This window comes from Ornithinimicrobium humiphilum (assembly GCF_006716885.1).
GTDB lineage: Bacteria > Actinomycetota > Actinomycetes > Actinomycetales > Dermatophilaceae > Ornithinicoccus > Ornithinicoccus humiphilus.
On record NZ_VFPU01000001.1, the window covers coordinates 155,259 to 181,307 of the forward strand.

General features: G+C 75.2%; 29 protein-coding genes. 12 read left to right on the plus strand and 17 right to left on the minus strand.

Going from position 1 to position 26,049, the window contains the following annotated elements:
• Positions 1-65 precede the first annotated feature (65 nt).
• Positions 66-932 carry a glucose-1-phosphate thymidylyltransferase RfbA gene (gene rfbA, locus FB476_RS00635; protein ID WP_141817070.1) on the plus strand — a complete coding sequence of 289 codons (867 nt, stop codon included), beginning with the start codon at positions 66-68 and terminating at the stop codon, positions 930-932.
• Between the two features lie 9 nt (positions 933-941).
• Complete coding sequence (locus FB476_RS00640) at positions 942-2,090, plus strand: glycosyltransferase (RefSeq protein ID WP_141817071.1); 1,149 nt, start codon at positions 942-944, stop codon at positions 2,088-2,090.
• Here FB476_RS00640 and FB476_RS00645 read toward each other — a convergent pair.
• From FB476_RS00645 to FB476_RS00660, 4 genes are all read right to left on the minus strand, one after another.
• Entirely contained in the window at positions 2,062-2,634 is a 573-nt protein-coding gene (locus FB476_RS00645; RefSeq protein ID WP_141817072.1) for a YdcF family protein, read from the minus strand. The genes FB476_RS00640 and FB476_RS00645 overlap by 29 nt on opposite strands.
• Positions 2,631-2,930 carry a hypothetical protein gene (locus tag FB476_RS16315; RefSeq protein ID WP_170233477.1) on the minus strand — a complete coding sequence of 100 codons (300 nt, stop codon included), beginning with the start codon at positions 2,928-2,930 and terminating at the stop codon, positions 2,631-2,633. The genes FB476_RS00645 and FB476_RS16315 overlap by 4 nt, the downstream gene beginning before the upstream one ends.
• Before the next feature lie 52 nt (positions 2,931-2,982).
• Positions 2,983-5,148, minus strand: coding sequence for an RNA polymerase recycling motor ATPase HelR (gene helR, locus FB476_RS00655; protein WP_141817073.1), 2,166 nt, complete (start codon positions 5,146-5,148; stop codon positions 2,983-2,985).
• A 186-nt stretch (positions 5,149-5,334) separates the two neighbouring features.
• A complete protein-coding gene (locus FB476_RS00660; RefSeq protein ID WP_141817074.1) occupies positions 5,335-6,723 on the minus strand; it encodes an amidase in 1,389 nt (462 codons plus the stop codon).
• 86 nt (positions 6,724-6,809) lie between these two features.
• On the opposite strand from FB476_RS00660, the gene FB476_RS00665 reads away from it, so the two are divergent.
• Genes FB476_RS00665 through FB476_RS00675 form a run of 3 tightly spaced genes read left to right on the plus strand, consistent with a single transcriptional unit; the run spans position 6,810 to position 9,198 of the window.
• On the plus strand, positions 6,810-7,994 hold the full coding sequence (locus FB476_RS00665; RefSeq protein WP_141817075.1) for a zinc-dependent alcohol dehydrogenase: 1,185 nt from the start codon (positions 6,810-6,812) through the stop codon (positions 7,992-7,994).
• Positions 7,991-8,668 carry a hypothetical protein gene (locus FB476_RS00670; protein ID WP_141817076.1) on the plus strand — a complete coding sequence of 226 codons (678 nt, stop codon included), beginning with the start codon at positions 7,991-7,993 and terminating at the stop codon, positions 8,666-8,668. Before FB476_RS00665 ends, FB476_RS00670 begins: the two co-directional genes overlap by 4 nt.
• Positions 8,665-9,198, plus strand: a complete 534-nt coding sequence (locus tag FB476_RS00675; protein ID WP_141817077.1) for a pyridoxamine 5'-phosphate oxidase family protein — start codon at positions 8,665-8,667, stop codon at positions 9,196-9,198. Before FB476_RS00670 ends, FB476_RS00675 begins: the two co-directional genes overlap by 4 nt.
• On the opposite strand, the gene FB476_RS00680 is transcribed toward FB476_RS00675, so the two are convergent.
• From FB476_RS00680 to FB476_RS00725, 11 genes are read right to left on the minus strand one after another with little or no spacing between them, the layout of a single operon-like run.
• Positions 9,153-10,172, minus strand: a complete 1,020-nt coding sequence (locus FB476_RS00680; protein WP_141817078.1) for an SDR family NAD(P)-dependent oxidoreductase — start codon at positions 10,170-10,172, stop codon at positions 9,153-9,155. The genes FB476_RS00675 and FB476_RS00680 overlap by 46 nt on opposite strands.
• A 9-nt stretch (positions 10,173-10,181) precedes the next feature.
• Complete coding sequence (locus FB476_RS00685) at positions 10,182-10,859, minus strand: CDP-alcohol phosphatidyltransferase family protein (RefSeq protein ID WP_141817079.1); 678 nt, start codon at positions 10,857-10,859, stop codon at positions 10,182-10,184.
• Positions 10,856-11,425 carry an isopentenyl-diphosphate Delta-isomerase gene (idi, locus tag FB476_RS00690; RefSeq protein WP_141817080.1) on the minus strand — a complete coding sequence of 190 codons (570 nt, stop codon included), beginning with the start codon at positions 11,423-11,425 and terminating at the stop codon, positions 10,856-10,858. Before idi ends, FB476_RS00685 begins: the two co-directional genes overlap by 4 nt.
• Positions 11,422-12,180 (minus strand): glycosyltransferase family 2 protein, encoded by a 759-nt coding sequence (locus tag FB476_RS00695; RefSeq protein WP_141817081.1) that lies wholly within the window; start codon positions 12,178-12,180, stop codon positions 11,422-11,424. The genes idi and FB476_RS00695 overlap by 4 nt, the downstream gene beginning before the upstream one ends.
• Positions 12,173-12,733 (minus strand): DUF2238 domain-containing protein, encoded by a 561-nt coding sequence (locus tag FB476_RS00700; RefSeq protein WP_141817082.1) that lies wholly within the window; start codon positions 12,731-12,733, stop codon positions 12,173-12,175. The genes FB476_RS00695 and FB476_RS00700 overlap by 8 nt, the downstream gene beginning before the upstream one ends.
• Positions 12,723-13,631: a prenyltransferase gene (locus FB476_RS00705; protein ID WP_141817083.1), complete on the minus strand. Its 909-nt coding sequence runs from the start codon at positions 13,629-13,631 to the stop codon at positions 12,723-12,725. The genes FB476_RS00700 and FB476_RS00705 overlap by 11 nt, the downstream gene beginning before the upstream one ends.
• Positions 13,628-13,939, minus strand: a complete 312-nt coding sequence (locus FB476_RS00710) for a lycopene cyclase domain-containing protein (RefSeq protein ID WP_141817084.1) — start codon at positions 13,937-13,939, stop codon at positions 13,628-13,630. The genes FB476_RS00705 and FB476_RS00710 overlap by 4 nt, the downstream gene beginning before the upstream one ends.
• Complete coding sequence (locus tag FB476_RS00715; protein WP_141817085.1) at positions 13,936-14,295, minus strand: lycopene cyclase domain-containing protein; 360 nt, start codon at positions 14,293-14,295, stop codon at positions 13,936-13,938. Before FB476_RS00715 ends, FB476_RS00710 begins: the two co-directional genes overlap by 4 nt.
• Positions 14,292-15,944 (minus strand): phytoene desaturase family protein, encoded by a 1,653-nt coding sequence (crtI, locus tag FB476_RS00720; protein WP_170233478.1) that lies wholly within the window; start codon positions 15,942-15,944, stop codon positions 14,292-14,294. The genes FB476_RS00715 and crtI overlap by 4 nt, the downstream gene beginning before the upstream one ends.
• The gene (locus FB476_RS16320) at positions 15,941-16,822 is read right to left on the minus strand and encodes a phytoene/squalene synthase family protein (protein ID WP_238329487.1); all 882 of its coding nucleotides are present in this window, start codon (positions 16,820-16,822) and stop codon (positions 15,941-15,943) included. The genes crtI and FB476_RS16320 overlap by 4 nt, the downstream gene beginning before the upstream one ends.
• Positions 16,819-18,045, minus strand: a complete 1,227-nt coding sequence (locus FB476_RS00725; RefSeq protein ID WP_170233479.1) for a polyprenyl synthetase family protein — start codon at positions 18,043-18,045, stop codon at positions 16,819-16,821. The genes FB476_RS16320 and FB476_RS00725 overlap by 4 nt, the downstream gene beginning before the upstream one ends.
• 221 nt (positions 18,046-18,266) lie before the next feature.
• Between FB476_RS00725 and FB476_RS00730 the strand changes: the two genes are divergently transcribed.
• Genes FB476_RS00730 through FB476_RS00745 form a run of 4 tightly spaced genes read left to right on the plus strand, consistent with a single transcriptional unit; the run spans position 18,267 to position 21,581 of the window.
• Positions 18,267-19,241, plus strand: a complete 975-nt coding sequence (locus tag FB476_RS00730) for a zinc-dependent alcohol dehydrogenase (protein ID WP_141817087.1) — start codon at positions 18,267-18,269, stop codon at positions 19,239-19,241.
• Between the two features lie 44 nt (positions 19,242-19,285).
• Positions 19,286-19,666 (plus strand): 6-pyruvoyl trahydropterin synthase family protein, encoded by a 381-nt coding sequence (locus tag FB476_RS00735; protein ID WP_141817088.1) that lies wholly within the window; start codon positions 19,286-19,288, stop codon positions 19,664-19,666.
• On the plus strand, positions 19,663-20,721 hold the full coding sequence (locus FB476_RS00740; protein WP_170233480.1) for a glycosyltransferase family 4 protein: 1,059 nt from the start codon (positions 19,663-19,665) through the stop codon (positions 20,719-20,721). Before FB476_RS00735 ends, FB476_RS00740 begins: the two co-directional genes overlap by 4 nt.
• Positions 20,718-21,581, plus strand: a complete 864-nt coding sequence (locus FB476_RS00745; RefSeq protein WP_141817090.1) for a class I SAM-dependent methyltransferase — start codon at positions 20,718-20,720, stop codon at positions 21,579-21,581. Before FB476_RS00740 ends, FB476_RS00745 begins: the two co-directional genes overlap by 4 nt.
• A gap of 13 nt (positions 21,582-21,594) precedes the next feature.
• On the opposite strand, the gene FB476_RS00750 is transcribed toward FB476_RS00745, so the two are convergent.
• Together FB476_RS00750 and ribA are read right to left on the minus strand one after the other, a co-directional pair.
• Positions 21,595-22,122 carry a hypothetical protein gene (locus FB476_RS00750; protein ID WP_141817091.1) on the minus strand — a complete coding sequence of 176 codons (528 nt, stop codon included), beginning with the start codon at positions 22,120-22,122 and terminating at the stop codon, positions 21,595-21,597.
• Positions 22,119-23,531 (minus strand): GTP cyclohydrolase II, encoded by a 1,413-nt coding sequence (ribA, locus tag FB476_RS00755; protein WP_141817092.1) that lies wholly within the window; start codon positions 23,529-23,531, stop codon positions 22,119-22,121. The genes FB476_RS00750 and ribA overlap by 4 nt, the downstream gene beginning before the upstream one ends.
• Positions 23,532-23,658: 127 nt before the next feature.
• Here ribA and FB476_RS00760 point away from each other — a divergent pair, with 127 nt between their 5' ends.
• The 3 genes from FB476_RS00760 to FB476_RS00770 are packed head-to-tail and all read left to right on the plus strand — an operon-like array spanning position 23,659 to position 26,047.
• On the plus strand, positions 23,659-24,723 hold the full coding sequence (locus tag FB476_RS00760) for an ABC transporter ATP-binding protein (protein WP_141817093.1): 1,065 nt from the start codon (positions 23,659-23,661) through the stop codon (positions 24,721-24,723).
• Positions 24,720-25,361 (plus strand): ABC transporter permease, encoded by a 642-nt coding sequence (locus FB476_RS00765; protein WP_141817094.1) that lies wholly within the window; start codon positions 24,720-24,722, stop codon positions 25,359-25,361. The genes FB476_RS00760 and FB476_RS00765 overlap by 4 nt, the downstream gene beginning before the upstream one ends.
• Complete coding sequence (locus FB476_RS00770) at positions 25,358-26,047, plus strand: ABC transporter permease (RefSeq protein WP_141817095.1); 690 nt, start codon at positions 25,358-25,360, stop codon at positions 26,045-26,047. Before FB476_RS00765 ends, FB476_RS00770 begins: the two co-directional genes overlap by 4 nt.
• Positions 26,048-26,049: the final 2 nt, after the last annotated feature.

A 26,049-nucleotide genomic window follows, 5' to 3' on the forward strand; every position in this document is an offset into this window, starting at 1 on the left:
CCTGCGCGGGGCGGTCGGACGGCCCCGTCGGACAGAAACTGTAGCGGCCCCCTAGGCTCTGCGACATGCGCGGCATCATCCTGGCCGGGGGGACCGGTTCGCGGCTGCACCCGATCACCCTCGCGGTGTCCAAGCAGCTCGTGCCGGTCTACGACAAGCCGATGATTTACTACCCGCTGTCCACGCTCATGCTGGCCGGGATCCGGGACGTGCTGGTCATCACCACCCCGCACGAGGCCGACCAGTTCACCCGCCTCCTGGGCGACGGGTCGCAGTTCGGCATCTCGATCAGCTACGCCGTCCAGCCCTCCCCCGACGGGCTGGCCCAGGCGTTCCTCCTCGGCGCCGACCACGTCGCCGGGCACCGCTCGGCCCTCGTGCTGGGCGACAACATCTTTTACGGGCCCGGCATGGGCACCCAGCTGCGCCGCTTCACCGACCTCGTCGGCGCCGCCGTCTTCGGCTACCGCGTCGCCGACCCCACCGCCTACGGCGTCGTCGAGTTCGACGAGCAGGGCCGCGCCGTCTCCCTGGAGGAGAAGCCCGAGCATCCGAAGAGCTCCTACGCCGTGCCCGGGCTCTACTTCTACGACGAGCGCGTGGTCGACTACGCCCGCGAGCTCACCCCCTCGGCCCGCGGCGAGCTGGAGATCACCGACCTCAACCGCCGCTACCTGCGCGACGGCGAGCTCCACGTCGAGGTCCTGCCCCGCGGCACCGCCTGGCTCGACACCGGCACCTTCGACTCCCTCAACGACGCCTCCTCCTTCGTCCGCACCCTCGAGGCCCGCCAGGGCTACAAGATCGGCGCGCCCGAGGAGGTCGCCTGGCGCATGGGCTTCCTCACCGACGACCAGCTCGCCGAACGCGCCGAACCCCTGCGGAAGTCCGGCTACGGCGACTACCTCCTCGGTCTCCTCGACCGCGCCTGAGGCATGGGTATGACGAACCGTCCCCGGGTGGCGATCGCCCACGACTACCTGACCCAGCGCGGCGGGGCGGAGCGGGTGGTGCTGGCGCTCAGCCGGGCCTTCCCCGAGGCGCCGATCTACACGACGATCTACGACCCGGAGGGGACCTTCCCCGACTTCGCCGACCGCGAGATCGTCACCAGCCCGCTGAGCCGCATACCCGCCCTGCGCCACGACCACCGCCGCGCGCTGCCGCTCCTCGCGCCGGTCTCCAGCCGGCTGCGGGTCGACGCCGACGTCACGGTCGCCTCCAGCAGCGGCTGGGCGCACGGCTTCGCCACGACCGGTCGCACGCTCGTCTACTGCCACAACCCTGCCCGCTGGCTCTACCAGGCCGACGAGTACCTCGGCGACGCCGGACGCCGCTCGCCCACGCGCCTGGCCCTCGGGGTCCTCACGACCCCCCTCCGCCGCTGGGACCGCCGCGCCGCCGCCCGCGCCGACCGCTACCTGGCCAACTCCGGCGTGGTCCGGGAGCGCGTCGCCCGTGCCTACGGCATCGAGGCCGACGTGGTCCCGCCCCCGCCCGGGCTCGACTCGTCCGGCCCGCAGGAGGCGCACCCCGAGCTGGCCGCCTGGGCCGACCGACCCTTCTGGCTCGTGGTCTCGCGGCTGCTGCCCTACAAGAACGTCGACGTCGCGCTCGAGGCCTTCCGCGGACGCCCCGGCGAGCGTCTGGTCGTCGTCGGGGCCGGTCCCGAGCGCGACCGCCTCGTCGCCGCCGCGCCCGACAACGTCCGCATCGTCTCCGGGGTCAGCGACGCCGAGCTGCGCTGGATCTACGCGCACGCGGGCGGGCTGGTCGCTCCAAGCTTCGAGGACTTCGGCCTGACCCCGCTCGAGGCCAACGCTTGGGGCGTGCCGGTCGTCGCGCTGCGGGCCGGCGGCTACCTCGACACGGTGGTGGAGGGCCGCAGCGGCGTCTTCTTCGACGAGCCCACCCCGGCCGCCGTCGGCGCGGCGCTCGACCGAGCCCAGCAGCACACCTGGTCGGAGGGGGCCCTGCGCCGGCACGCCGACGGCTTCGGCGAGGTCGGCTTCGCGGCCCGCATCCGCGCCGAGGTCGACGCCCTCCTCGAGGGGCGGGACGTCAGCAGTCCCGGACCAGCTGCGTCTTGACCCACGCGGCCGACTGGTAGACGAACGCCTTCGCCCAGTCACCGAGGCCGTCGGGCTCGTCGCCCACGGTCCACACCAGCACCTCGGCGTCGGTGCACCGCTCCATCAGCATCCGCGCCCGCGCCGCGTGCGGGGTGCTCGTGAGGACAGCCACCCGCTCCCACCCGTGCTCCTGCACCTCCGCTGCGAGGGTCCGCGCTTCCCCCTGGGTCGTGTACGGATCGGGCAGCACGCAGCGCACCTCGTAGAGCTCGGTCCGGGTGCCGCAGTGGTCCGTGGCGTAGGCCTCGCCGGTGTCCTCGTCGACCGACAGCGTGGCGAGCAGCACGGGGGCGACGCCTCGGTCGAGCACCGCGCGGGTGTCCTCGATCCGCGTCTCCACCGGCCCCAGCACGTATGCGGCATCGACCGGCACCACCTCGTCCACCTCGGGGTGCACGAGGACGTCCACGCACAGGACCACCCACGCGGCCAGCGCCACCGCCAGCGCGGCGGCGACCGCGATCAGGACCCCCCGGCGCCGGCGAGGACGGCGCGCCGTCACGCGCCCCGCAGGCCGTTGAGGAGGAACCAGAAGAGCAGCACGCCGACGAGCGCGGCGAGCAGCCCCCAGCCGACGCCGACCAGGGCGCGCCGACCCCGCGCGGCTCCCGCCGGCGCCAGTGCGGGCAGCCCGACGGCGCAGCCGGCCCCGATCGCGGCCATCAGCACCAGCTGCACCGGCAGGATCCAGTCCTCCGTCCCCGGCCCGTCGAGGAAGTAGGCCACGACGGGCAGCGAGAAGATCCCGGTGACCAGCAGGATCGCGGTGCCGAGGAGCCGCTGGACGAGCGGGGTCACGGTGCCTCCTTGCGGTGCGGCGGGTGCCGGCGGGCACGCCGCTGTGGTGTTCTCATCCTTCCACCGCCGGGGAGTCCTCGGCGACCACCAGCTGCCGCGTCGCCCGCGTCATGGCGACGTAGCGGTCGACGGCCCCGCGGGTGCCCGCGCCCCAGCTCTGCGGACGCACCAGGACGACCAGGTCGAACTCCATACCCTTGGCCGTCACCGGTGTCAGGGAGCGGACCCGGGGGCCCTCCGGGAAGGCCGGGTCGCCCAGCACGCACACGGTGCCCTCGGCGTGCTCGGCCAGCCAGCGGTCCACGAGGGAGGGCACCTCCTCGACGGCGACCTGCAGGACGGGCAGCCCGGTGGACCGCACCGAGACCGGCACGTTGGCGTCCGGCAGGACGGCGCGGACCACCGGCTCCGCCGCCTCCATCACCTCGACCGGCGTGCGGTAGTTGACGGTCAGCGAGCGCACCTCGACCCGGTCCAGACCGACCCGCGCGAGCCGCTCCTCCCACGTCTCCGGGAAGCCCTCGCGCGCCTGCGCCCGGTCGCCGACCACGGTGAAGCTGCGCGAGGGGCACCGGCGCAGCAGCATCTGCCACTGCGCGTCGGTGAGCTCCTGCGCCTCGTCGACGACCACGTGCAGGAACGGCCCCGCCAGACGGTCGGCGACCTCCGCCGGAGCCGCGTCCGCGTCGACGAGCGCGGCCTGCAGGTCGCGGCCCCGCAGCATCGACATGACCTGCATCTCGGAGTCGTCCGTGGCCACCAGGTGCTCGACGACGTCGTCCATCCGGGCCCGCTCGGCCGCCTGCAGCGCCGCGCGCCGCTGCCGCCGGCGCCCGGCAGTGACGTCGCCCAGCCGCAGCCGGGCCGCGTCGAGCAGCGGCAGGTCGGCGGTGGTCCAGGCCTGCGGGTCCTCGCGCTGCAGCGCCCGCACCTCCTCCAGGGTGAGGCCCGGGGCGCAGCGGCGCAGGTAGGCCGGCACCGTCCACAGGTCGCCCACCAGGTCGGTCGGTTCGATGAGCGGCCAGGCGCGCGCCACGGCGTGCCGCAGCTCGGGGCTGCGCAGGAGGGAGGCCCGCAGCCGGTCGGGGTCGGTGTCGTCGTCCGCGTCGACGAGCCGGTCCACGAGGATGGCCACGAGCTCCTCGAGGATCTCCTCGCGCGCCTCGTTGTGCGGCACCGCGGCTTCGCGGGCCCCGAAGGCCTCCGCCCACTCCTCCGGGGAGATGACGACGTCGACGAGCTCGGTCGTCACCGAGGTCGGTTCGGTCGGCGGCTCCTCGTAGAGCTGCACCGCGGGCTCGACCGCCCGCACCAGCTCGGCCGACGCCTTGAGGAGGGCCACGCGAGGGTCGTCCTCCTCCCGGGCGACGGCACCCTCCGGCACGAGGTCGCGCAGCGTGCAGGTCTGCACGCCCTCCTCGCCCAGGCCCGGCAGCACGTCGGCGACCCACGACAGGTAGGGCTCGTGCGGCCCGACGAAGAGCACCCCGCCCCGGTGGTGGCCCAGGCGAGGATCGGCGTAGAGCAGGTAGGCCGCCCGGTGCAGGGCCACGACCGTCTTGCCCGTGCCGGGGCCACCGTCGACGACGAGGGTGCCACGCGAGCCCGCGCGGATGATCGCGTCCTGGTCGGCCTGGAGGGTGGCGAGCACGTCGCGCATCCGCGAGGTCCGGGCGGTGCCGAGGCTGAGCAGGAAGGACGACTCCTCGTCGGGCACCACCCCCTCGACCGGGTCGGTGGTGAAGACCTCGTCCCAGAAGTCCGTCACCCGGCCGCCGGTCCAGCGGTAGCGGCGTCGGCTGACGAGCCCCATCGGGTCGGCCCAGGTCGCGCCGAAGAACGGCTCGGCGGCCGGGGAGCGCCAGTCGACGAGCAGCCGCCGCCCCTCACGGTCCGTCAGCCCCAGCCGCCCGACGTAGACCGGCTCGTCCTGCCCGGCGAGCACCATGCGGCCCAGGCACAGGTCGGCCCCGAAGCGCTGCAGGGTGCGCAGCCGGGCGCTGAGCCGGTGCACCTGCTGGTCCCGCTCCAACGCCTGCTGACCCAGCCCCGCCGGCGCCCGGCGCTCCTGCGCCAGCCGCTCCTCCAGCTCGGCGACGGTGGCCCCCACGGCGTCCGCGACGGCCGCCAGGTGGGCCTCGTCCGCCGCCACCAGCCCGTGGTCCCGCACTGCGTCCCGACCGCCCCTGGTCAGGTCGAACACCGTGGTCGTCGTCATGCGCACCCACCCCTCTCCGCCCGGGCCCGCCCCGGGAGGAGAGCGATTGTGCGGCCTGACGGGGGCCTTGCCGCAAGCCCCCCTCTGCGCTATAGATTGAGAGTGGAGAGGACGCATGGCGCCCTCTCCTTCGTCGTCCCGTGGGTCGAGGGGCGGGGCCAAGGGGGCGACGTCCGGCTCGCGGACCTACCGTCGCTCGAGCCGGTCCATCACCCGCAGCACCCCGAGGTCGTCGAACGCCCGCCCCACGACCTGCACCCCGACGGGCCGCCCGTCGGGCATCGCGCCCCACGGCACCGTCCCGGCCGGCTGACCGGTCATGTTCCAGGGCATCGTGAAGTTGATGTGCCACATCCCGCGCCCGCCGTCCGGATAGGGCATCGGCTGCTCCGCGGGGAAGGCCGCGCACGGGGCCACGGGCGAGACCATCACGTCCAGCCCCAGGGCGTCCCACGCCGCGACCGTGTCGGCCTGCACCCTGCCGAAGGCGTGGTAGGCGTCGACGACCTCGGTGCCGCCGAGGCCGCTCGCGGCCCGCACCCAGTCGGCGACGTAGGGCAGCACCCGCTCCTGCCGCTCCGGCGACAGCCGCGCGAAGTCGGCCCACGAGCGCGCCTGCCAGAACTGGTTGACCCCGTCGAGGTGCGCCTGGGTCAGCCACGGCCCCACCTCCACGACCTCGGCGCCCGCGTCCGCCAGGGCGTCGGCGGCCTCGCGCACGGCGGCGGCCACCTCGGGCTCCGGCTCCACGCCATACCCCGCGGTGGTCCAGACCCCCACCCGCAGCCCGGCCACGTCCGTGCCGGTGCCGACGGAGGTCCAGTCGAGGTCCTGCCCGGGCAGGCTGGTCCAGTCGAGGGGGTCCGGCCCGGAGAGCACGGCCATGAACGCGGCGCAGTCGGCGGCGGTCGTCGCCATCGGGCCCGCCACCCGGCCGAGGTATGGCGCGTGCAGGGGGATGCGTCCGGCGCTCGGCTTGAGCGTGGCCAGGCCCAGCCAGGTGCCGGGCAGCCGGATCGAGCCGCCGATGTCGGTGCCGACGGCCAGCGGCGCGTAGCCGGCAGCCACGCTGGCGCCGGCGCCCGAGCTCGAGCCGCCGGTGGTCCACGACGGGTCGAGCGGTGAACGGGTGATGCCGTGCAGGCTGGAGACGCCGGAGGAGAGCATCCCCCAGTCGGGCATGACGGTGGAGCCGAGCACCACCATCCCGGCCCCGTCGACGCGTCGCGCGACCGGGGAGTCGACGTCGGGCACGACCGGCTCGACCCCGGCGCAGCCCGCGGGCATCGGCACCCCGGCCCGGGCGACGTTCTCCTTGATCGTCACCGGCACGCCGTCGAGCGGCCCGAGCTGACGACCCTCGGCCCAGCGCCGGGTCGCCGCCTCGGCCCGCCCCAGGACGTCCTCCACCGGGTCGCGCACCCACATCGCGTTGACCACGGGCTCACGCTCGTCCATGAGCCGCAGGGCCTCCTGGGCGACCTCCAGCGGGGTCGTCGTCCCCGCCGCGAAGGCCGCGCCGAGCGCCGCGGCGTCAGGACGGTCGGGGCCGGGTGCGACGTCGAGGGCTGCCACGTCTGGCACTGTAGCGTCAGCCTGCACGGCCGTCGTGGACCCCAATTCACCGAGCGGGCCGCGATCCCCCGACCTAGCGTGGCTGCATGAGAGCACTCACCTGGCAGGGCCTGAAGGACGTCTCGGTCCAGGAGGTCCCGGACCCGCGCATCGAGCAGCCGACCGACGCGGTGGTGCGGGTGACCTCGACCGCCATCTGCGGCTCAGACCTGCACCTCTACAACGTCCTGGGCGCCTACCTGACGCCCGGCGACGTGCTCGGCCACGAGTTCATGGGCATCGTCGAGGAGGTCGGCCCCGCGGTCGAGAACCTCGCCGTCGGCGACCGCGTGGTCGTGCCCTTCACGATCTGCTGCGGGTCGTGCTTCATGTGCGACCGCGAGCTCTACTCCCAGTGCGAGACGACCCAGAACCGGCAGACCGGCAAGGGCGCGAGCCTCTACGGCTACACCAGCCTCTACGGCTCGGTCCCCGGCGGCCAGGCCGAGCGGGTGCGGGTGCCCCACGCCGACTTCGGCCCGGTGAAGATCGACTCCGACCTGCCGGACGAGCGCTTCCTCTACCTCTCCGACATCCTCCCGACCGCCTGGCAGGCCGTCGCCTACGCCGACGTCGAGGAGGGCGGCACGCTCGCCGTCCTCGGGCTCGGCCCCGTCGGTCAGCTCTCCGTCCGCTCCGCGTTCCAGCAGGGCGTGCAGCGCGTCATCGCGGTCGACCTCGTGCCCGAGCGCCTCGAGCTGGCGCGGCAGCACGGCGCCGAGGTCGTCGACCTCTCGCAGGTCGACGACGTCGCCGAGACCCTGCGCGAGATGACCGACGGGCGCGGCCCGGACAGCGTCATCGACGCCGTCGGCATGGAGGCGCACGGCAGCCCCGTGCTCGGCGCCGCCGTCTCGGCCGCCAAGCGGCTGCCCAAGCCGATCGCCCGCAAGGCCATCGAGACCGCCGGCGTCGACCGGCTCGCGGCCCTGCACACCGCCATCGACGCGGTCCGACGCGGTGGCACCGTCTCGCTCAGCGGCGTCTACGGCGGCATGGCCGACCCGATGCCGATGATGGAGCTCTTCGACAAGCAGGTGCAGCTGCGCATGGGACAGTGCAACGTCCGCCGCTGGACCGACGAGCTCTACGCGCTCGTCAGCGGCGCCGAGGACGTCCTCGGCCTCGAGGGCCTGGCCACCCACCGCGTGCCCCTCGAGGAGGCCGCGGAGATGTACCAGACCTTCAACGACAAGGCGGACGGCTGCGTCAAGGTCGTCCTCACGCCGTGAGCCTCGCCGAGCCGCTCGCCAGCGCCGGCGGCGCCCTCCTCGCAGGCGTCTTCGGGCAGGTGGCCCGCCTGCGCGGCACCCGGGCGCTCCACGCCGTCGGGGTATGCGGTGCCGGCTCGCTGACCGTGGAGCCCGGCCCGCCCAGCGGGGTCGTGCTGCTCGACGACCCCGGCCCGCACCCCTGCCTGCTGCGCTGGTCGCGCTCGGTCGGGCGCGAGCGCGGCCGTGACGTCGAGGGCCTGGCGCTGCGCGTCGAGGGACCGGCCGCCGGTGACGTGCTGCTGTCGTCGACCGGCACCGGCGTCGTCGGGCGGCACCTCCTCGTCGCGCGCCGCCACGACCACCACGGGCCGCTGACGACGCTGCTGCCCCTCTCGACGGCCCGCGGGCCCCTGCTGCTGCGGCTCGACCCCACGACGCCGGGCGGGGACGCGCCCGACGAGCCGCCCACGGCATACCGGCTGATGGTCGCGGCCCCCGGCCGCCCGTGGCACGAGCGGGGCGCGCTGACGATCACCTGGACCCGTCGGGACTGCACCCGCCGGCACGACCCCGTCGGGCACCCGCCCGCCGGAGCCTGGACGCACCCCCTGCTGGCGCGTCTGCGCGACCCCTCCTACGCCGCGTCCCAGCAGGTCGCGGCCACCCCCGAGACCCCCGAGGAGACCCCATGACCGAGGTCCACGACACCCACCCGAACGACCCCGTGACCGTGACCGACGACCCCGCCGAGGTCGCCAAGGTCACCGAGCTCATCGACAGCATGGACGTCGCGATGGTGACGACCGAGGACGCCACCTCGCCGGGCCGGCTGACCAGCCGGCCGCTGTCTACCCAGCGGGCCGAGGAGGGCGGTGACGTGCTCTTCCTCGTCCGCGACGGCAGCCCCCTCGTGCGCGACGTCGAGGCCAACCCCTCGGTCAACGTCGCCTATGCCTCCACGAAGGCCTGGGTCTCCCTGGCCGGCACGGCGACCGTCGTGCGCGACCGCACCCTCGTCGAGCAGCTGTGGAGCAAGGGCGCCAGCGCCTTCATGGAGGGCGGCCCGGACAACCCCGACAACGTCGTGCTCCGCGTCAGCGGCGACACCGCGGAGTACTGGGGCGGAGGCTCGCTCGTCGGGACCGTGGTGAGCACGGTCAGGGCGATCGCCGGTCGTCAGGACGACGAGGACGCGGGCCCCACGGTGGTCGAGCTGCCCTGAGACGACCGCTGGTTGAGCCGCCGCGCGGCGCGCCGGCCGAGCACGGTCAGCGCACCCACGACCCCCGTGTCGAGCCCCGCGGCGGCCTCCCGGCCGGGCCGCGCCTCGCTCTGGTCGGGGGTCCCCGGGGCCGAGGGCAGCAGGCGGTTCATCACCCCGACCAGGCGCACCGTGGTGGCGGGCATCAGCCCGTGCACCCGGGTGCCGACCAGCGTCATCGGGCTCAGCTGCAGCACCGGGCGGCCGGCGAGCGTGGCGCGGACCATCTTGCGCGCCGCGCGACGCGCGTCCATCGAGACGAGGGGGATCGAGGCGCCCGGCGCGAACCAGGCGTACTCCGCCTCGCGGTCGCCGGTGAAGAGCGCCTGCTCCGGTGAGCCGGTCCGCATCAGGCCGGGGACGAGAGTGGTCGCCGTGACCCCGGTGCCGGCCAGCTCGGCCGCCAGCGCCTCGGTGAAGCCGACGGCGCCGAACTTGGCGGTGACGTAGGGCAGCAGGTGCGGTGAGGGCACCTTGCCGCCGATGCTCGTCACGACGCCGATGCGGCCGTGCCCGCGCTCGCGCATGCCCGGCAGCACCGCCCACGCCGTGTTGACCGGGCCCATGAGCATGACGCCGACCGCCCTGTCGAAGTGCTCCAGCGTCATCGTCTCGGCCGGGCCGACCTGGATGATGCCGGCGACGTGGACGAGCACCTCGATCGGCCCCAGGTCGCGCTCGACGTCCGCCACGACGGCGTCCACGGAGTCGCGGTCCGTGACGTCGCCACGGTAGGGGCGCACCCGACCGGCCCGGACCCCGCTCGCCTCTCGGGCGCGCTCCTCGGCCAGGCGGGCACCCTCGGTCGTCTCCTCGAGGTCCCGGGCGAAGATCGCGACGTCGTGGCCGAGCTCGGCGAGCTCGGTGGCGACGAGGAGGCCGAGGCCGCGGGAGCCTCCGGCGACGAGGGCGACGGGGCGTGCGCTGAAGTCCATGGGCCGAACCTAGGAGGTCGAGCGCCGCGGCGCGACCGCAGCGCGTTCCAGCCAGCGCACGTCGACGGCGAAGGACCAGGTGACGAGGGCGACCGCGAGGGCGACTGCGACCTGCACCGCGGCCTCGGGCCAGAAGGGCGCGCCCGCGATGGCCAGCGTGCCCGTCAGGGTGCCGCCCGCGAGCTTGCGGCGCACGCTGTGCGGCAGGGTGCGCCGCCAGGCCGGCCGGACGGTCTGCACGAGCACGAAGAGCGGCCAGAGCAGGCCGCCCAGCAGCGCCCAGGGAGCGCCGGGGACGTGGACGAGCGACAGGACCAGCACGAGCACCCCGTCCGCGCCGGAGTCGAAGAGCGCGCCGCGCTCGCTGACGGTGCCGGTGCGCCGGGCCACCCAGCCGTCCACGCCGTCCAGCGCCCAGCCGGCGATGCACAGCCAGACGACCGGCCAGGTGCGTGCGGGCTCGCCGGCGACGAGGGCCGCCACCACCAGCCCGCCGGCGACGAGGATCAGCAGGCCCCGGAAGCCGGTGACGAGGTCGGCCGGCGTCGGCGGTGCGAACCACGTGGTGGTCGAAGCGGTCACGGCAGGGGCGGCGGCGCGGGCCATACCGGTGCTACGTCCGGCGCGGCCCTCCGGGATGGCGGTCACGCGCGGCGACCGCCGGGGGGAGCCGGGCCGGGTCGTCACGCCTGGCGCTGCTCCAGCTCGGTCAGCTGCTCGCGCAGCCACGGGCTCAGCGCCCACGGAGCGGCCGTGGCCGCGTCGCGCAGCTGCTCGGGGGTGACCCAGACCAGCTCCATCACCTCGTCCGGGTCCGGCACCGGGAGCTGCGAGGTCCGCGCGGTGAAGACCGGGCAGACCTCGTTCTCGACCACCCCGGCGGCGTCGACCGCGCGATAGCGGAAGTCCGGCAGCAGCGGCTGCACGTCGGTGATCTCCACCCCCAGCTCGGTGCGCGCGTGCCGGCGGATCGCGTCGAGCACGTCCTCGCCCGGTCGCGGGTGGCCGCAGAAGGCGTTGGTCCACACCCCCGGCCAGGTGCGCTTGGCCAGCGCCCGGCGCGTCAGCAGGACCCGGCCCTCCTCGTCGGAGAGATGGCAGGAGAACGCCAGGTGCAGCGGGGTGTCGGTGGAGTGGACGGTGGCCCGGGGGGCGGTGCCGATCGGCATGCCCTGCTCGTCGAGCAGGACGACCTCGTCGGGCACCTCGGTGGCGGTGTCGGCTGTGGGCGGGTGGAAGCTCGCGGTGGTCATGTCGTCTCTCGTTCAGGGGTATGGCGTGCGGCGGGAGCCAGGCGCGCGGCCCAGCGCTCCCAGGGAGGGGCGTCCGCCCAGTTGACGGACAAGGTGCGGAAGGCCCGGCGCATCCGGCGGCGCCACTGGCGTCCGCCGCGGAGCGAGCGGGCGGAGACGCCGACGGACAGCCCGGGGACGAGCGCGATCCGCGCCCGGGGCCCGAGCACGAGGGCCAGGTCCATGTCGTCGTGCAGCTCGGGGTCGTCACGGTGCACCCGCGGCGAGGCCAGCTCCCAGGCCGAGCGGCGCAGCGCCATCGAGGAGCCCCACAGGACGTGGTGGCCGGCGGCGAGGAAGCCGAGGGCGTAGTAGCTGCCGAGGTAGAGCAGCGCCAGGAGCGTGCGCGCCACGGGCGGGCTGTCGGCGAACGTGCCGGCCCCGGTGACGGCCACGGCGTCCGGCCGCTCGTCGAGGGCCCGGACGACCCGCTCCACCCAGTCCGTGGGCGGCAGGGAGTCGGCGTCCAGCCGGGCCACGACCGCGCAGGCGGCGGCGTCATACCCGGTCGCCGCGGCGGCGGGGATGCCGACGCGCGGCTCGGGCACGACACGGGCCCCGAAGGAGCGGGCCACCGCGGCCGAGTCGTCGGTCGAGGCGTTGTCGACCACGACGACCTCCGCCGGCGGCACCGTCTGCGCGGCCAGCGCCTCCAGGCAGCGCCGCAGGTGCTCGGCGTCGTCGCGCACCGGGATGACCACGCTGACGTCAGTCATCGCGCCCCCGTCCGGCGACCAGGGCCAGCCCGGCCACGAAGGAGCCGGCGGTGCCGCAGACGAGGTCGCCGATCGTGTCGTCGTAGCCGACCTGGATGCTGTCGTCGAGGACGGTGTGGCCGAACCACTCCCCGGCCTCCCAGATCACCGCGAGGAGCGCGCCGACGGCGGCGGTGACGAGGACCAGCCCGGCGGCGGGCAGCGTCACCGGGAGCTGGCGCGCCCGCTGCAGGAGCACCACCGCCGCGGCGGCCAGCAGGCCGTTGGCGACGGCGTGCACGACGATGTCGAGCCACGGGACGGCGACGTACCAGTCGAGGACCGCGCTCCAGCCCCCGAGGACCAGCGTCGCCCCGGTCGCGGCCTGCAGCCAGCCCGGCAGCCGCCCGACCCGGGGCAGGACCAGGCCGAGCAGCACCAGCGCGAAGAGCGCGACCGTCACGCCGTCGCGCCAGAAGGCGACGACGAAGGAGGTCAGGCCGGCGACGGCGACGAGGTCGGTCGCGACCCTCGCCCACCGCGGGCCGGGGACGGAGAGCAGGTCAGGAGGCAAGGGTCATCCAGATGAACAGCTGCGTGACGAGGAAGCCGGTGACCAGGTTGAGCCACAGGAAGCGGCGCCACCCGGCGTTGGCCCGCTCGCAGTCGGCGTCGGAGAGCGAGAGGAAGGGGGCCACGCTGGCGGCGTAGGGGATCACGAGGAGCGCGGCGAGCGCCCCGGGCCAGCCGACCGGCAGCAGCAGGACCCCCGCGACCAGGTAGGCGACGAAGGCGGCCCGCACGGTCGTCGCGGCCCCGAGCACGGTCGCGATCGAGGAGATCCCGCCCTCCCGGTCGGCGATGATGTCCTGCACCGCGCCGAAGGCCTGCGAGGCCATGCCCCAGACGAAGAAGGCGGCCAGCGCCAGGAGGACCGGCGTCGTCAGCTCCGCGTCGGCGATCGCGAGCGCGAAGACCGCGGGGCTGACGAAGTGGGTGCTCGAGGTGACCGAGTCGAGGACCGGGCGCTCCTTGAAGCGCAGCCCCGGCGCGGAGTAGGCGATGACCGCGAAGACGCTGATCGCCAGCACGACCGTCGAGAAGACGTCGCCGAGCAGCACCAGCGCGACCACGAAGGGCAGGTTGGTCAGCGCCGCCGCCCACAGCGTCAGCCGGTGCCAGCGCCGCGAGAGCACGACGCCCTCGACGCCGCCCTTGCGCGGGTTGCGCAGGTCGGACTCGTAGTCGAAGACGTCGTTGACGCCGTACATGAGCAGGTTGTAGGGGATGAGGAACCACAGGGTCCCCAGCACCAGCGTCAGGGTGATCCCCCCGCCCGCCAGCAGGTATGCCGCGGCGAAGGGATAGGCGGTGTTGACCCAGCTCAGCGGGCGTGACGAGCCGACCAGCTGGCGCAGGGCGCCCGGTGCCGCGGGCGCCGGGGCCGTGGGGGTCTGTCCGGTCGTGGTCACTCGCTCGTCTCCCTGGGGTGCAGCAGCTCCCGCAGCGCGGGGAGCAGCAGCCCGGCCGCCAGCGGCCAGGCGAGGTCCTCGAGCGGAGCGTGCCACAGGTGCACGCCGAGCAGCGAGCTCTCGTCGAAGCGGAACAGGTCGGAGATGATCATCAGGCTGTCGAAGACGACCGTCAGGACGAGCAGGACGGCGATCGTGATCGCCGTGGTCAGCCACCAGCGGGCCGGGAGCCGACGGGCGACGGCGACGCCGACGGCCACGGCGGCCGACAGCGCGACGAAGACCAGGGCCAGGCCGGCGTAGGTCATCGGGGGCCTCCCGTGGCCGCGGCGCGTCCGCCGCCCGCGGAGGCGCGGTCGAGCGCCAGACCCACCAGGCCGTGGAGCACGAGGGTGAGGTAGCAGAGGAAGGTGATGAAGAGCAGCTCCTCGAGCGGCAGCTCCGGGGCCAGCATGATGCCGGTCATCGCCTCGCTCTCGCCGCGGTGGTAGAAGCCGAGCGCGATCGCCGCGACGTCCCAGAGGAGGAAGAGGACGATGCCCGTCGCGAGCACCGCGGCGCTGCGCCGCGGGTCGCGCCACAGCACGAGCCGGAAGCGCGCGTCGAGCAGCGCCATGCACGCGGTCGCGCCCAGCAGGAACGCGCCGTAGAGGAGGGCGGTCACCGCGGACCGACCGCCAGGTCCTCGGCCGGGCGGGCGGGCTCCGGGGACGGCCCCGCGGAGGTGTCGCCGCGCAGGCGCTTGAGGACGAGCTCGGCGCTGATGAGGCACATCGGCAGCCCGATGCCCGGGATGGTGCTCGACCCGGCGTAGAGGAGGCCGTCGACCCGCTTGCTGACGTTGCCGGTGCGGAACATCGCGCTCTGCCGCAGGGTGTGGCCCGGGCCGAGCATGCCGCCCTGCCAGGCGGACAGGTCGGCGGCGAAGTCGCCGGGACCGATGGTGCGGCGCACGACGACGCGCTCGGCCAGGTCGGGGACACCCGCCCAGTCGGCGACCTGCCGGATCGCGGCGTCCGCGACGGCCTCGACGGCGGCGTCGCCCTGCCCGTCGGCACCGCCGCGGCCGAGGCCCGGGTCGGCGGGGACGGGCACGAGGACGAAGAGGTTCTCGTGCCCCTCCGGCGCGACGGTGGGATCGGTGGCCGAGGGCTTGCAGACGTAGGCCGACGCGGGGTCCGGCACGCTGCCGGCGAAGATCGCGTCGAAGTTGGCCTTCCAGTCGCGCGTGAAGAAGAGCGAGTGGTGCGGCATCTCGGGCAGCTCGCCGCGCACGCCGAGCAGCACCAGGACGGCGCCGGGGCCCGACGTGCGACGGTCCCAGTAGGACTGCGGGTAGGTCTGCAGGTCCGGCGGGAGCAGGCGGGTCTCCAGGTGGTGCAGGTCGCCGGCGCCGACCACGAGGTCGGCGGCGTGGACGTGCTCCTGGCCCTCGCGGTCGCGCCAGCGCAGCCCGGTCGCCCGGGATCGTGGGCCGCGGCGGGGCCGTCGCCCGGCGGGGAGCTCCTCGGTCGTGATGCCCACGACCGTCGCCCCGGTGCGGATCCGGGCGCCGTGGTGCGCGGCCTGCCCGGCCACCGCCTCGATGAGGCGGGTGAAGCCGCCCTCGGGGTACATCACCCCGCCGGTGAGGTCGAGCCCGCTCATGAGGTGGTAGAGCGCCGGCACCCGCTCCGGGGAGGACCCGAGGAAGACGGCCGGATAGCCGAGGATCTGGCGCAGCCGCCGGTCCGAGAACCGGGCACCGACGAAGTCCTGCAGCGAGCGTGTCAGCAGCGGCAGCAGGCGCGGCAGGCGCCGCAGCACGTCGGGCGAGGCGAGGCCGAGCGGGGAGGTGAAGCTCGTGTAGAGGAAGTGGCGCAGCGCCACGTCGTAGGCCTCCGACGAGGAGCTCAGGTAGTCGGCCAGCGCCCGGCCAGCACCCGGCTCGACGTCCTCGAAGGTCGCCAGGTTGGCGCCGGTGTCGGCGGTGATGTCGAGCGGGGACGGCGCCGGCGTGCCGGGGCGGTCGGCCTCGAAGAAGACCCGGTAGGCGGGGTCCAGCACCTCGAGCCGCAGCTGCTCCTCGACACTCGTCCCGAGCAGCCGGAAGAAGTGCTCGAAGACCTCCGGCATGAGGTACCACGACGGGCCGGTGTCGAAGCGGAAGCCGTCCACGGCCAGCGAGCCGGCACGGCCCCCGACGTCGTCGCGCTGCTCGAAGACCTCGACGTCGTGGCCCTCGGCAGCCAGCAGGGCTGCGGTGGCCAGGCCGGCGATGCCACCCCCGATCACGGCGACCCGGCGGGGGCCGGACGCGGTGCGGGCGCTCATCGGGTCGCCGCCAGGCTCTGGGCGACGATGCGGGCCTTGACGACGTCGGGGACGCGCACCCGGCGGCGGGCGATCTCTGCGGCCGGCGTGCGGTGCAGGCGGCGGGAGAGCTCGGCGAAGAGCCCGTGCGCGGCGTGCACGGCGCAGCGGCTGCTCGGCGGCAGCAGCGGGATGACCGCGGCCGCGGCGGCGAGGTCGGCGTCGATGTCGGCGAGCAGCAGGTCGCGCTCGCGGTCGGTGAAGGTGGTCAGGTCGACGCCGGGGAAGTAGGTGCGGCCCAGCAGCTCCTGGTCGTCGTGGAGGTCGCGCAGGAAGTTGACCTTCTGGAAGGCCGCGCCGAGGGCGCGCGCGCCCGGGGTGAGCGCGTCGTAGCGGTCCTGGTCGCCGTCGACGAAGACGCGCAGGCACATCAGGCCGACGACCTCCGCCGAGCCGTAGAGGTAGCCCGAGAGGCTCTCGGGGTCGTGGACCTGCACCGACAGGTCGGCGCGCATGGAGTCGAAGAAGGGGTCGACCAGGTCCCGACCGATGCCGAACTCCTTCGCCGTGAGTGCGAAGGCGTGGACGACGAGGTTGGCGCTGCCGCCGCTCCCCATCGCCCGGTGGGTCTCCTCCTGCAGCCCGTCGAGGAGAAGGGACCGGCGCTCGCGGGACCACGGCTGGCGGGCGTCGTCCACGAGCTCGTCCGCGACGCGGACGAGGGCGTAGATCGAGCGCACGTGCGTGCGGACCGGCTCGTGCAGCAGGCGGGTGGCCCACCCGAAGGAGGTGGAGTACTCCCCGATGACCACCGCCGCGCTGGCGCGGGCCGCCCGGTCGTAGGTGGACGTGCACGCCGGTGCCGAACCCTCGCCGCGAGGCGGGCGGACGAACATCATGCGGCGCCCCGGACACGCACCCGGTCGAGCACGGGCCCGTCGGGCCCGGCGGCCGGGACGGCCAGCGGCTGCTCCAGCAGGGGCGTGCTCGCCTCCGCCTCCGCCTCCGCCAGGACCTCGGCCACCAGCGTCGCGGGGACGTCGGTCTGGGTGGGCTCGGCGGCCACCAGCCGGTGCGCCATGTCGCGCAGGACACCCGCGGCCTCCACCGGGAGGGAACGGGTGGCGGCGATCGCCGAGGCGGCCAGCTCGGAGGCCATCGCCTCCACCGCCGACCGGGCCCCGCACGCGACGAGCAGCTCGCGGGCCCGTGCCGCATCCTCCTCGGTCAGCGCGGGGTCGCCGAGATGGGTGGCCAGCTCGGGCCACAGCCGGCTGTCCCGGGCGAAGGCCACGAGGGCGGTGCACTTGCCCTCACGGAGGTCGCTGAGCGGGTCCTTGCCGGTCTGCTCGAGGGTGCCGAAGACGCCGTCGAGGTCGTCGCGCAGCTGGAAGGCCAGCCCCAGGCAGCGGCCGGCCTCGCCGAGGGCCGACACCACGTCGGGCCCCGCGTCGGCGAGGAGGGCGGCCGCCTGCATGGGCAGCTCGAAGGAGTAGGCGGCCGTCTTCCAGGCGGCGACGTCGAGCGCCTCGTCGAGGGTGGCCTCCCCGGTCAGGCTCACCCGCACGTCGGCGAGCTCGCCGGCCGCGCTGCGGTGCAGCACGTCCTCGAGCAGGTCCAGGAGGGCGGCGACCACGTCGGGCCGGGCTCCGCAGAGGGCGACCTCGCGGACCGCCCCGGCGAGGGCCAGGTCGCCGGCGAGGATGCCCGCCGCCTCGCCGTAGCGGCGGGCGCGCTCGGGGGAGGCGCCGGCCTTCACGGCCCGGGCGGTGAAGGTGCCGGTGACGTTGGGACGCCCCCGTCGCACGACGTCGCCGTCGATGACGTCGTCGTGGACGACGAAGGCGGTGTGGAGCAGCTCGACCGCGTCCGCCACGGCCCGCGCGGCCGCGTGCTCGGTGCCCCCGAGTGCGTCGTGCATGCGGAGCAGCAGGGTGGGGCGGAAGCGCTTGCCGCCCTCGGTCAGCCCGTGCAGGGCGTCCCAGAGGACGGCGTCGTGATCGTCGACCACCGCGGAGCGCCCGGTGGTGAAGAAGCGTGCGTGCGGGTCGGTCCCGGCAGGAGGAACCCCGGGAGCCAGCGGCGCGGCATCGGGGTCCGGTGCGAGGGTGCCAGCTGTCATGTCGGCTCGTTCCGTCGTCGGTGGTGGTGCGAGAAGGGGTGCGGATCCGTGCGGTGGAGCCAGCATGCCAGATGGGACAAACATTTGACAACTAACCTTGGACACGGAGTTCCCCCTCCGCGTCCACCCTAGGTGTTCGGGCGGGTTCCCGCCATCGGTGAGGGCGGGCGGTCGCGTCCGTCCGGAGGGCGCGCCGACCTGCGGCGGGACACAATGCCGACATGCGAGCACGTGCCTACTGGACCGTCGCCCCGGGTCGGGGAGAGCTCCGCGTCGAGGAGCTGTCCAACCCCGGACACGGCGAGGCCCTCGTGCGCGCCACGGCCTCCGGCGTGAGCCGGGGCAGCGAGCTGCTCGTCCATCGCGGAGGGGTCCCGGCCTCGGTCGCCGACCAGATGCGCGCGCCCTTCCAGGTGGGGGACCTGGCCGGCGGGGGCCCGGTCAAGTACGGCTACCTCTCGGTCGGCGTCGTCGAGGACGGCGAGCCGGACTGGGTGGGCCGCCGCGTCTTCTGCCTGCACCCCCACCAGGACCGGTATGTCGTGCCCGTGTCCGCGCTCAGCCCCCTCCCCGACGAGGTGCCCGACCACCGGGCCGTCCTGCTCGGCACCCTGGAGACGGCCGTCAACGCGCTGTGGGACGGTCGGCCGCTCTACGGCGACCGGGTCGCGGTGGTCGGCGCCGGCATGGTCGGCGCCAGCGTCGCGGCCCTGCTCGCGCAGCTGCCGCTCGAGCGGCTCGAGCTGGTCGATCCCGACCCGGAGCGTGCGGCGCTGGGCGAGCGGCTCGGCGCCCGCGGCGTGGCACCGGAGGGTGCGACTCCCGGCTGCGACGTGGTCTTCCACTGCTCCGCCTCGCCGGAGGGGCTCCAGGCCTCCCTCGACCTCCTCGGTCCCGAGGGCGAGGTCGTCGAGCTGTCCTGGTACGGCGATCGCGCCGTGCCGGTCGAGCTCGGCTCGGCCTTCCACGCCCGGCGGCTGAGGATCCGGGCCAGCCAGGTGAGCACCGTCAGCCCGCACCGCGCCCCCCGGCGCGACCACGCCGGCCGCATGGCCGTGGCGCTGCGGGCGGCGCACGACGACCGCCTCGACGCGCTCCTCGCCGGGCCCACCCCCTTCGCCGAGCTTCCCGACCTGCTGCCCCGGCTCGCCGACGGCGCGCCGGGGCTGTGCCACGTCGTCACCTACGACGACTGACTCCCTGACCTACCGCCCGACCCCGATCCGAGAGGACCGCCGACGTGTTCACCCTCACCGTCCGCGACCACGTGATGGTCGCCCACTCCCTGCCCGACCCGTTCTTCGGCCCGGCGCAGGGCCTCCACGGGGCCACCTACGTGGTGGAGGCCGGTTTCGAGAGGGCCGACCTCGACGAGCACGGGGTGGTCCTCGACATCGGCGCCGCCTCCGAGGCGCTGTCCGCGGTGCTCGGGCGCATCGCCTACCGCAACCTCGACGAGGTGGAGGAGCTCGCCGGCGTGGTCACCACCACCGAGTGGCTGGCGCGGTGGGTCGCCGAGCAGCTGGCCGCCTCGCTGGACACCGCCGGCCTGTCCGCGGTGACCGTCGTGCTGCGCGAGCACCCGGACGCCTGGGCGTCCTACCGCCTGGCCCTGACGTGACCCGGATCCTCGTCCCTGCTCGCACAGGTCTCGGCCCGAGCGGTGGCGACCGCTACGACGCGGCCCTCGCCGCAGCGTGGCGGGACCGCGGCCGCGACGTCGAGCTCCTCCCGGTCCCCGGTCCCTGGCCGGACCCCGGCCCGGCCGAGCTGGAGCGCCTCGCGGAGCTGGTCTCCGACGCGCCGGCCGGCCCCGTGCTCCTCGACGGGCTCGTGGGCTGCGCCGCCCCGGAGGTGGTCGAGGGAACGGGTCGTCCCCTGACCCTCCTCGTCCACGCCCTCCTGGCCGACGGTGCCGGCGCGACCGGGGACCGTGCCGCGGCCCTGGACGCCGTCGAGCAGCGGGCGCTCGCCGCCGCCTCGACCGTGATCGTGACGAGCGGCTGGGCCGCCCGGCGCCTGACCGAGCGCCACGGCCGGCGCGACGTCGTCATCGCCCCGCCGGGCACCACGAGGGCGCCGGTGGCCCGGGGCGGGCTGGCGACCACCGGCACCCCCGGCCTGCTGGCCCTCGGCGCCGTCTCGCGGGTCAAGAACCAGGCCCTGCTGCTCGACGCCCTCGAGCGGGTCGCCGACCTGCCCTGGCGACTGGTCGTGGCCGGGCCGGTCGCGGACCCCGACCTCGCCCGCACCCTCGAGGCGCGCACCGCCTCCGGCTGCCTGGCCGGCAGGGTCACCTGGGCGGGCACGGTCGAGGGCGAGGAGCTCGAGCGGCTGTGGGACGGCACCGACCTGCTCATGCACCCGTCCCGCAGCGAGACCTACGGCATGGCCGTCGCCGAGGCGCTGGCGCACGGCATACCCGCCGTGGTGGGGGCCGGGACCGGTGCCGAGGAGGTGCTGGCCGGCGAGGGCTCCTCGTGGGAGGCGCTCGCCGGCGCCGCGGTCCCGACCGACGACCCGGGAGAGCTCGCGGAGACCCTGCGCCGGTGGTTGACCGACGCCCCGTTGCGCCAGGTCTGGCGACGTCGGGCGCACGGGCGGCGCAATCTCCTGACGGGCTGGGGACGTACCGCCGAGCAGATCGACCGCGCACTCGACAGGATCGGCCCATGACGACGCAGCAGGAGGCGCCCCCGACCGGCGCGCCGGCCCAGCGGGCCTGCCCCGACTGGCTCGCGCTGCGGCGGGAGGCCGACACCGAGGCCCGCGACACCGGCGCCCACGACCTGCTGCTGCGGCTGGAGACCGCGCTGCGGCGCCAGGGACGGGGCGAGGTCCTCGTGGTCGACCTCGGGGCGGGGACGGGCGCCAACCACGCCTACCTCGCGCCGCGGCTGCCGCTCGAGCAGCGCTGGGTCGTCGTCGACCACGACGCGGACCTGCTGGACGCCGCGCACCACGGGGACGCGCTGCGCGTCGAGGCCGGGGTCTGCGACCTCGCCGAGGTGCTGGCGGGGCTGCCCGTCGACGACGGGCCGCTGCTGCTCACCTGCGCAGCGCTGCTCGACGTGCTGCCGACCCACGAGCTGGGGTGCCTGGCCGACGCGGTCGAGGGTCTCGGCGCGGTGGCCCTGGTCTCGCTGTCGGTCACCGGCGACGTCACCTGGTCGCCGGCCGACGAGGACGACGCCCTCGTCGGCCGGCTCTTCGACGCCCACCAGCGACGGGGCGGGCGACCGGGCCCGGACGCGGTCGACCTGCTCGCCACCGACCTGCGCGCCCGCGGCCTCGAGGTGCTGAGCGCCCCGACCCCCTGGCGGCTCGACGACCGCCGTCCCGAGCTGCTGGAGCGCTGGCTCGACGAGCGCGTCGAGGCGGCGCTGGAGGAAGCGGCCGGGGGCGAGCGCGAGCGCGTGCTCGCCTGGCAGGGGCGCCGACGTCAGCAGCTGCGCGGCGACGGCGTGGTCGCCGTCGTCGACCACGTCGACCTGCTCGTGCTGCCGGCGACGGACGGAGCGGCCGGGTCCCGCTGAGGCGGGCCGGCGGTCAGGCGTGCCGCACCGCCATCCACAGCGCCACGTGCTCGGGGCGCGTGCCCCCACGGACGCGCGGCGGCACGACGTCGTCCTCGCGGACGAACGACCACTCGGTGACCGCGATGTTCAGCGGCTCGGCCCAACGGCGCGAGGACACCAGCACGCCGCTGTCGGCACGCAACGTGAGCAGGGGCGGGATGGCGCGCTCGGTGAGCTGCATACCCGGCACGACGAAGCGGTCGTCCCCGACGACGTCGTAGCGGGACCGGCGTGCGAGGCCGAGGCGCCGGGGCTCGGCATGACGGATCGTCGCCACGTCCTCGCCGTTCCAGCGCACGAGGACGCCGATCTCGAGGCAGGCGTAGAACCCCAGGCGCAACGGCCTCGAGGTCTGCTCGTAGATGAGCCCACGGTGCGTCACGTCGAGCTCGACCGTCTGGTCGCCGACGACCGCCTCCACGCCGGTGTCGAGCCTGCGGACCGCTGCCGGCCCCCACCTCGTCCAGCGGTGCAGCCTGGTCTCCTGCGGCGCCGTCACGCGTCGCCCTCGGTGTCGAGCGAGCCGACCGGCCGCAGCACCGGCCGCCCGGCCCCCGACCCGCCCAGGTCGAACTCGGTCACGACGTCCTGCCCGAGCAGCCAGCGCCGCACCGGCGGCCGCAGCGCGTCGGCCAGCCGGTCGGTGCCGTCCACCCGCAGGCCGGGGACGCCGTCGCCGATGAGCAGCGGGGCCGTCGTCAGGTAGAGGCGGTCGACCGTGCCCGCGTCGACGAAGGCCGACACCAGCCGGCCGCCACCCTCGACGAGCACCCGCCGCAGTCCGCGGGCCCGCAGCAGCGCGAGCACCTCGCGGGGATCCATCGGTCCTGCGCCCGGCCATCGCACCACCTCGACGTGCTCCGCGGTCGCTCCCGCCTCGACGTCGGGGCCCACCACCCACAGGGTCGGGGCGGCGCCGTCGGTGAGGAGCGCGGCCTCGCGGGGGAGCACCCCGCGGGGGTCGAGCACGACCCGGGCCGGGTTGTCGCCGGGGACCGCGCGCACGGTGAGCCGGGGATCGTCGGCGACGGCGGTGCTCGCACCCACGACGACCGCGTCCACGAGCGCGCGGAGCCGGTGCAGGTGCTCCCTGTCCTCCTCGCCGGTGACGAAGACGGCGTCGCCGGTGCGGCTGGCGATGAAGCCGTCGAGGCTCTGCCCCAGCTGCGCCAGCACCGTCGGGCCACCGGCCCGGACCAGGTCGCCGTAGCGCTCCGAGAGGACCCCGCCGGCGACCGTCCCGCCGGCGAGCAGCACCTCCCACTCGCCGCCCTCGACACGGTCGTGGCCCATCCGCTCGCGCTTGGTCCGCAGGTAGTGCTCGTTCTCGGGCCGGGCGGGCACGACGAGGGCCTCGCGGCCGACCACCCGGACCCCGAGCGCCGTCAGCGCGTGCTCCTTGGCCGGGTTGGAGGAGAGCAGCCGGATGCTCCGCACGCCCAGGTCGGCGAGCATCGCCGCGCTCTGGTCGTAGGTGCGGGCGTCGGCGGGGTGCCCGAGGCGGAGGTTGGCGTCCACGGTGTCGACCCCGGTGTCCTGCAGGGCGTAGGCGCGCAGCTTCTGCACCAGGCCGATGCCGCGCCCCTCGTGGCCACGGACGTAGAGCACGGCGCCCCGGCCGTCGCGGGCGACGAGGTGCAGCGCGTGCTGCAGCTGCTCGCCGCAGTCGCAGCGGAAGGAGCCCAGGGCGTCGCCGGTGAGGCACTCGGAGTGGACGCGCACCAGCGGTGGTGGCGCGTCGAGCGGGTCGTCGTCGGCGATGCCCACGCTGAGGGCCACGTGCTCCTCGCCGCCCTCGTCGCGGTAGGCGGTCATCCGGAAGGTGCCGTGCCGCGTGGGCAGGACGGTGTCGGCGAGGCGCTGCACCGATGTCAGCGGGCCGTCCTCGAGAACGGGTTCGGAAGACATTCTCCGAGTATGTCCGTGGGCGCGGGGCTCATCCTGCCCAAACGTGCGGGCGGGCGGCCCGACCTGCTCGGATCCCCTTCGGTCGTCCGATGGTCGCCAGGGCGCCGCTGGCCCTAGGGTGGCGTCGATGATCCGGTTCGAGAGCGTCACCAAGAGGTATGCCGACGGCACGGTCGCCGTCGACGACCTCACCCTGGAGGTGCCCCGGGGCGGGATCACCGTGCTCGTGGGCCCGTCCGGCTGCGGCAAGACCACCAGCCTGCGGATGGTCAACCGGATGGTGGAGCCGACGTCCGGCCGCGTGCTCCTCGACGGGGAGGACGTCGCCGCCCGCCCGGCCGCCCAGCTGCGGCGCAGCATCGGCTACGTCATCCAGCACGCCGGCCTCTTCCCGCACCGCACGGTGCTGGGCAACGTCATGACCGTGCCCCGGCTGCTCGGCTGGGACCGGGCCAGGGCGCGCGCCGCCGCGATGGAGGCGCTGGAGAAGGTGGGGCTCACCGCCGACCAGGCGCGCCGCTATCCCGCGCAGCTCTCCGGCGGCCAGCAGCAGCGGGTCGGCGTCGCCCGGGCGCTCGCGAGCGGGCCGGAGGTCGTGCTCATGGACGAGCCCTTCAGCGCCGTCGACCCCATCGTGCGCGCCGAGTTGCAGGACGAGGTGCGCCGGCTGCAGCGCGAGCTCGGCATCACCGTCGTCCTCGTCACCCACGACATCGACGAGGCCCTCGGCCTGGGAGACACCGTCGCCGTGCTGCGCGAGGGCGGTCATCTCGCCCAGGTCGCCGACCCCGCCACCCTGCTGGCCGAGCCGGCGGACGACTTCGTGGCCAGCTTCGTCGGCCGCGACCGCGGCTACCGTGCGCTGGGCTTCGCGGACGTGGCCGTCGAGCCCCGGCCGGTGCCCACGGCCCGCCTCGGCGAGAGCGTGCCCGCCGGCGCGGGCTGGGTGCTCGCCGTCGACGAGGCCGGTGCACCGCTCGGCTGGGCCGACGCCACCGGCTGGGGCGGCCCCCTCACCGAGCAGCGGCTCCAGCGGCTGGGCGGCCTGGCCCCGCTCGGGGCGAGCGCCCGCACCCTCCTCGACGCCGCGCTGTCCTCGCCGAGCCGCCGCGGCGTGGTCGTCGCCGACGGCAGGGTGGTCGGGACCGTGGGCGCCGACGAGGTCCTCGCAGCCCTGGGGGAGCGCCGGTGATCGCAGGGGTGGCCTGGGACACCCTGGGCGACCTGGCGCTGCGCCACCTCTACCTCGCCGGGGTGCCCCTGCTGGTCGGGCTGCTCGTCAGCCTCCCGCTCGGCTGGCTCGCGTCCCGGGTGCGCTGGCTCGGCTCGACCGTGGTCGCGGGCACCGGGCTGATGTACACGATCCCCTCGCTCGCGCTCTTCATCCTGCTGCCGCTCGTGCTGGGCACCCGGATCCTCGACGACACCAACGTGCTCGTCGCGATGACGATCTACACCGTCGCGCTGCTCACCCGCACGGTCGCCGACGGCGTCGGCTCGGTGCCCGCGCACGTGCGGCAGGCCGCCACCGCGATGGGTTACGGCGAGCTGCGCCGCGTGGTGGCGGTCGACCTGCCCCTGGCGATCCCCGTCATCGCCGCGGGCCTGCGCGTCGCCGCGGTGAGCAACGTCTCGATCGTCTCGGTCGCCGCGCTGATCGGCGTCAGCCAGTTCGGCTCGCTCTTCACCGACGGCTTCAACCGCAACGCGATGGGGCCGATCGTCGTCGGCACCCTCGCCTGCGTCGTGCTCGCGCTGCTCCTCGACGCGCTCATCGCGCTCGTCGCCCGGGGTCTGACGCCGTGGCTCCGCCGGGGGGTGCCGTCGTGATCGACCAGACCTGGGCGTGGCTGACCGACCCCGCCAGCTGGACCGGGACGCGGGGCATCCTGGCGCAGTCGCTGGCGCACCTGCGCTACTCCTTCGTCGCGCTCCTCGTCGCCGCGGTGGTCGCGGTCCCGGTGGGGCTGTCGGTCGGGCACACCGGACGAGGCCGCTGGCTGGCGGTCAACGTCGCCGGCTCCTTCCGGGCGATCCCCTCCCTCGGGGTGCTGTTCATCGCCGTGCTCCTGCTGCTGCCCCGGCTGCGCGGCGAGCTGGCCTTCGAGCTCCCGGCCCTGCTCGTGCTGGTGCTGCTGGCCATACCCCCGATCCTGTCCGGCACCTATGCCGGCGTGCAGGCGACCGATGCCGCCGCCCGCGACGCGGCCCGGGGCATGGGGATGACCGGCACCCAGGTCCTGCTCCAGGTGGAGGTCCCGGGAGCCATGCCGCTGGTGATGTCCGGCCTGCGGGCGGCGATGCTGCAGATCATCGGGACCGCGACGATCGCGGCGGTGGTCGGGCTGGGCGGGCTCGGCCGTTTCCTCATCGACGGGCAGGCCAGCCGCGACTACGCGCAGATGGCCGGCGGCGCGATCGTCGTCGCCGCGCTCGCCCTCACCGTCGACCTCGTGCTCGCCCTGGCCCAGCGGGTCGTCGTCTCGCCCGGCCTCACCGCTGCCGTTCGGCGTTGAGC

What these genes read in the sequence shown, in the direction of transcription:
- rfbA (WP_141817070.1), top strand. Translation starts at nt 66, where the DNA reads ATGCGCGGCATCATCCTGGCCGGGGGGACCGGTTCGCGGCTGCACCCG.
- FB476_RS00640 (WP_141817071.1), top strand. Translation starts at nt 942, where the DNA reads ATGACGAACCGTCCCCGGGTGGCGATCGCCCACGACTACCTGACCCAG.
- helR (WP_141817073.1), bottom strand. Translation starts at nt 5,148, where the DNA reads ATGACGACGACCACGGTGTTCGACCTGACCAGGGGCGGTCGGGACGCA.
- FB476_RS00665 (WP_141817075.1), top strand. Translation starts at nt 6,810, where the DNA reads ATGAGAGCACTCACCTGGCAGGGCCTGAAGGACGTCTCGGTCCAGGAG.
- FB476_RS00675 (WP_141817077.1), top strand. Translation starts at nt 8,665, where the DNA reads ATGACCGAGGTCCACGACACCCACCCGAACGACCCCGTGACCGTGACC.
- FB476_RS00680 (WP_141817078.1), bottom strand. Translation starts at nt 10,172, where the DNA reads ATGGACTTCAGCGCACGCCCCGTCGCCCTCGTCGCCGGAGGCTCCCGC.
- idi (WP_141817080.1), bottom strand. Translation starts at nt 11,425, where the DNA reads ATGACCACCGCGAGCTTCCACCCGCCCACAGCCGACACCGCCACCGAG.
- FB476_RS00695 (WP_141817081.1), bottom strand. Translation starts at nt 12,180, where the DNA reads ATGACTGACGTCAGCGTGGTCATCCCGGTGCGCGACGACGCCGAGCAC.
- FB476_RS00710 (WP_141817084.1), bottom strand. Translation starts at nt 13,939, where the DNA reads ATGACCTACGCCGGCCTGGCCCTGGTCTTCGTCGCGCTGTCGGCCGCC.
- crtI (WP_170233478.1), bottom strand. Translation starts at nt 15,944, where the DNA reads ATGAGCGCCCGCACCGCGTCCGGCCCCCGCCGGGTCGCCGTGATCGGG.
- FB476_RS16320 (WP_238329487.1), bottom strand. Translation starts at nt 16,822, where the DNA reads ATGATGTTCGTCCGCCCGCCTCGCGGCGAGGGTTCGGCACCGGCGTGC.
- FB476_RS00725 (WP_170233479.1), bottom strand. Translation starts at nt 18,045, where the DNA reads ATGACAGCTGGCACCCTCGCACCGGACCCCGATGCCGCGCCGCTGGCT.
- FB476_RS00730 (WP_141817087.1), top strand. Translation starts at nt 18,267, where the DNA reads ATGCGAGCACGTGCCTACTGGACCGTCGCCCCGGGTCGGGGAGAGCTC.
- FB476_RS00745 (WP_141817090.1), top strand. Translation starts at nt 20,718, where the DNA reads ATGACGACGCAGCAGGAGGCGCCCCCGACCGGCGCGCCGGCCCAGCGG.
- ribA (WP_141817092.1), bottom strand. Translation starts at nt 23,531, where the DNA reads ATGTCTTCCGAACCCGTTCTCGAGGACGGCCCGCTGACATCGGTGCAG.
- FB476_RS00760 (WP_141817093.1), top strand. Translation starts at nt 23,659, where the DNA reads ATGATCCGGTTCGAGAGCGTCACCAAGAGGTATGCCGACGGCACGGTC.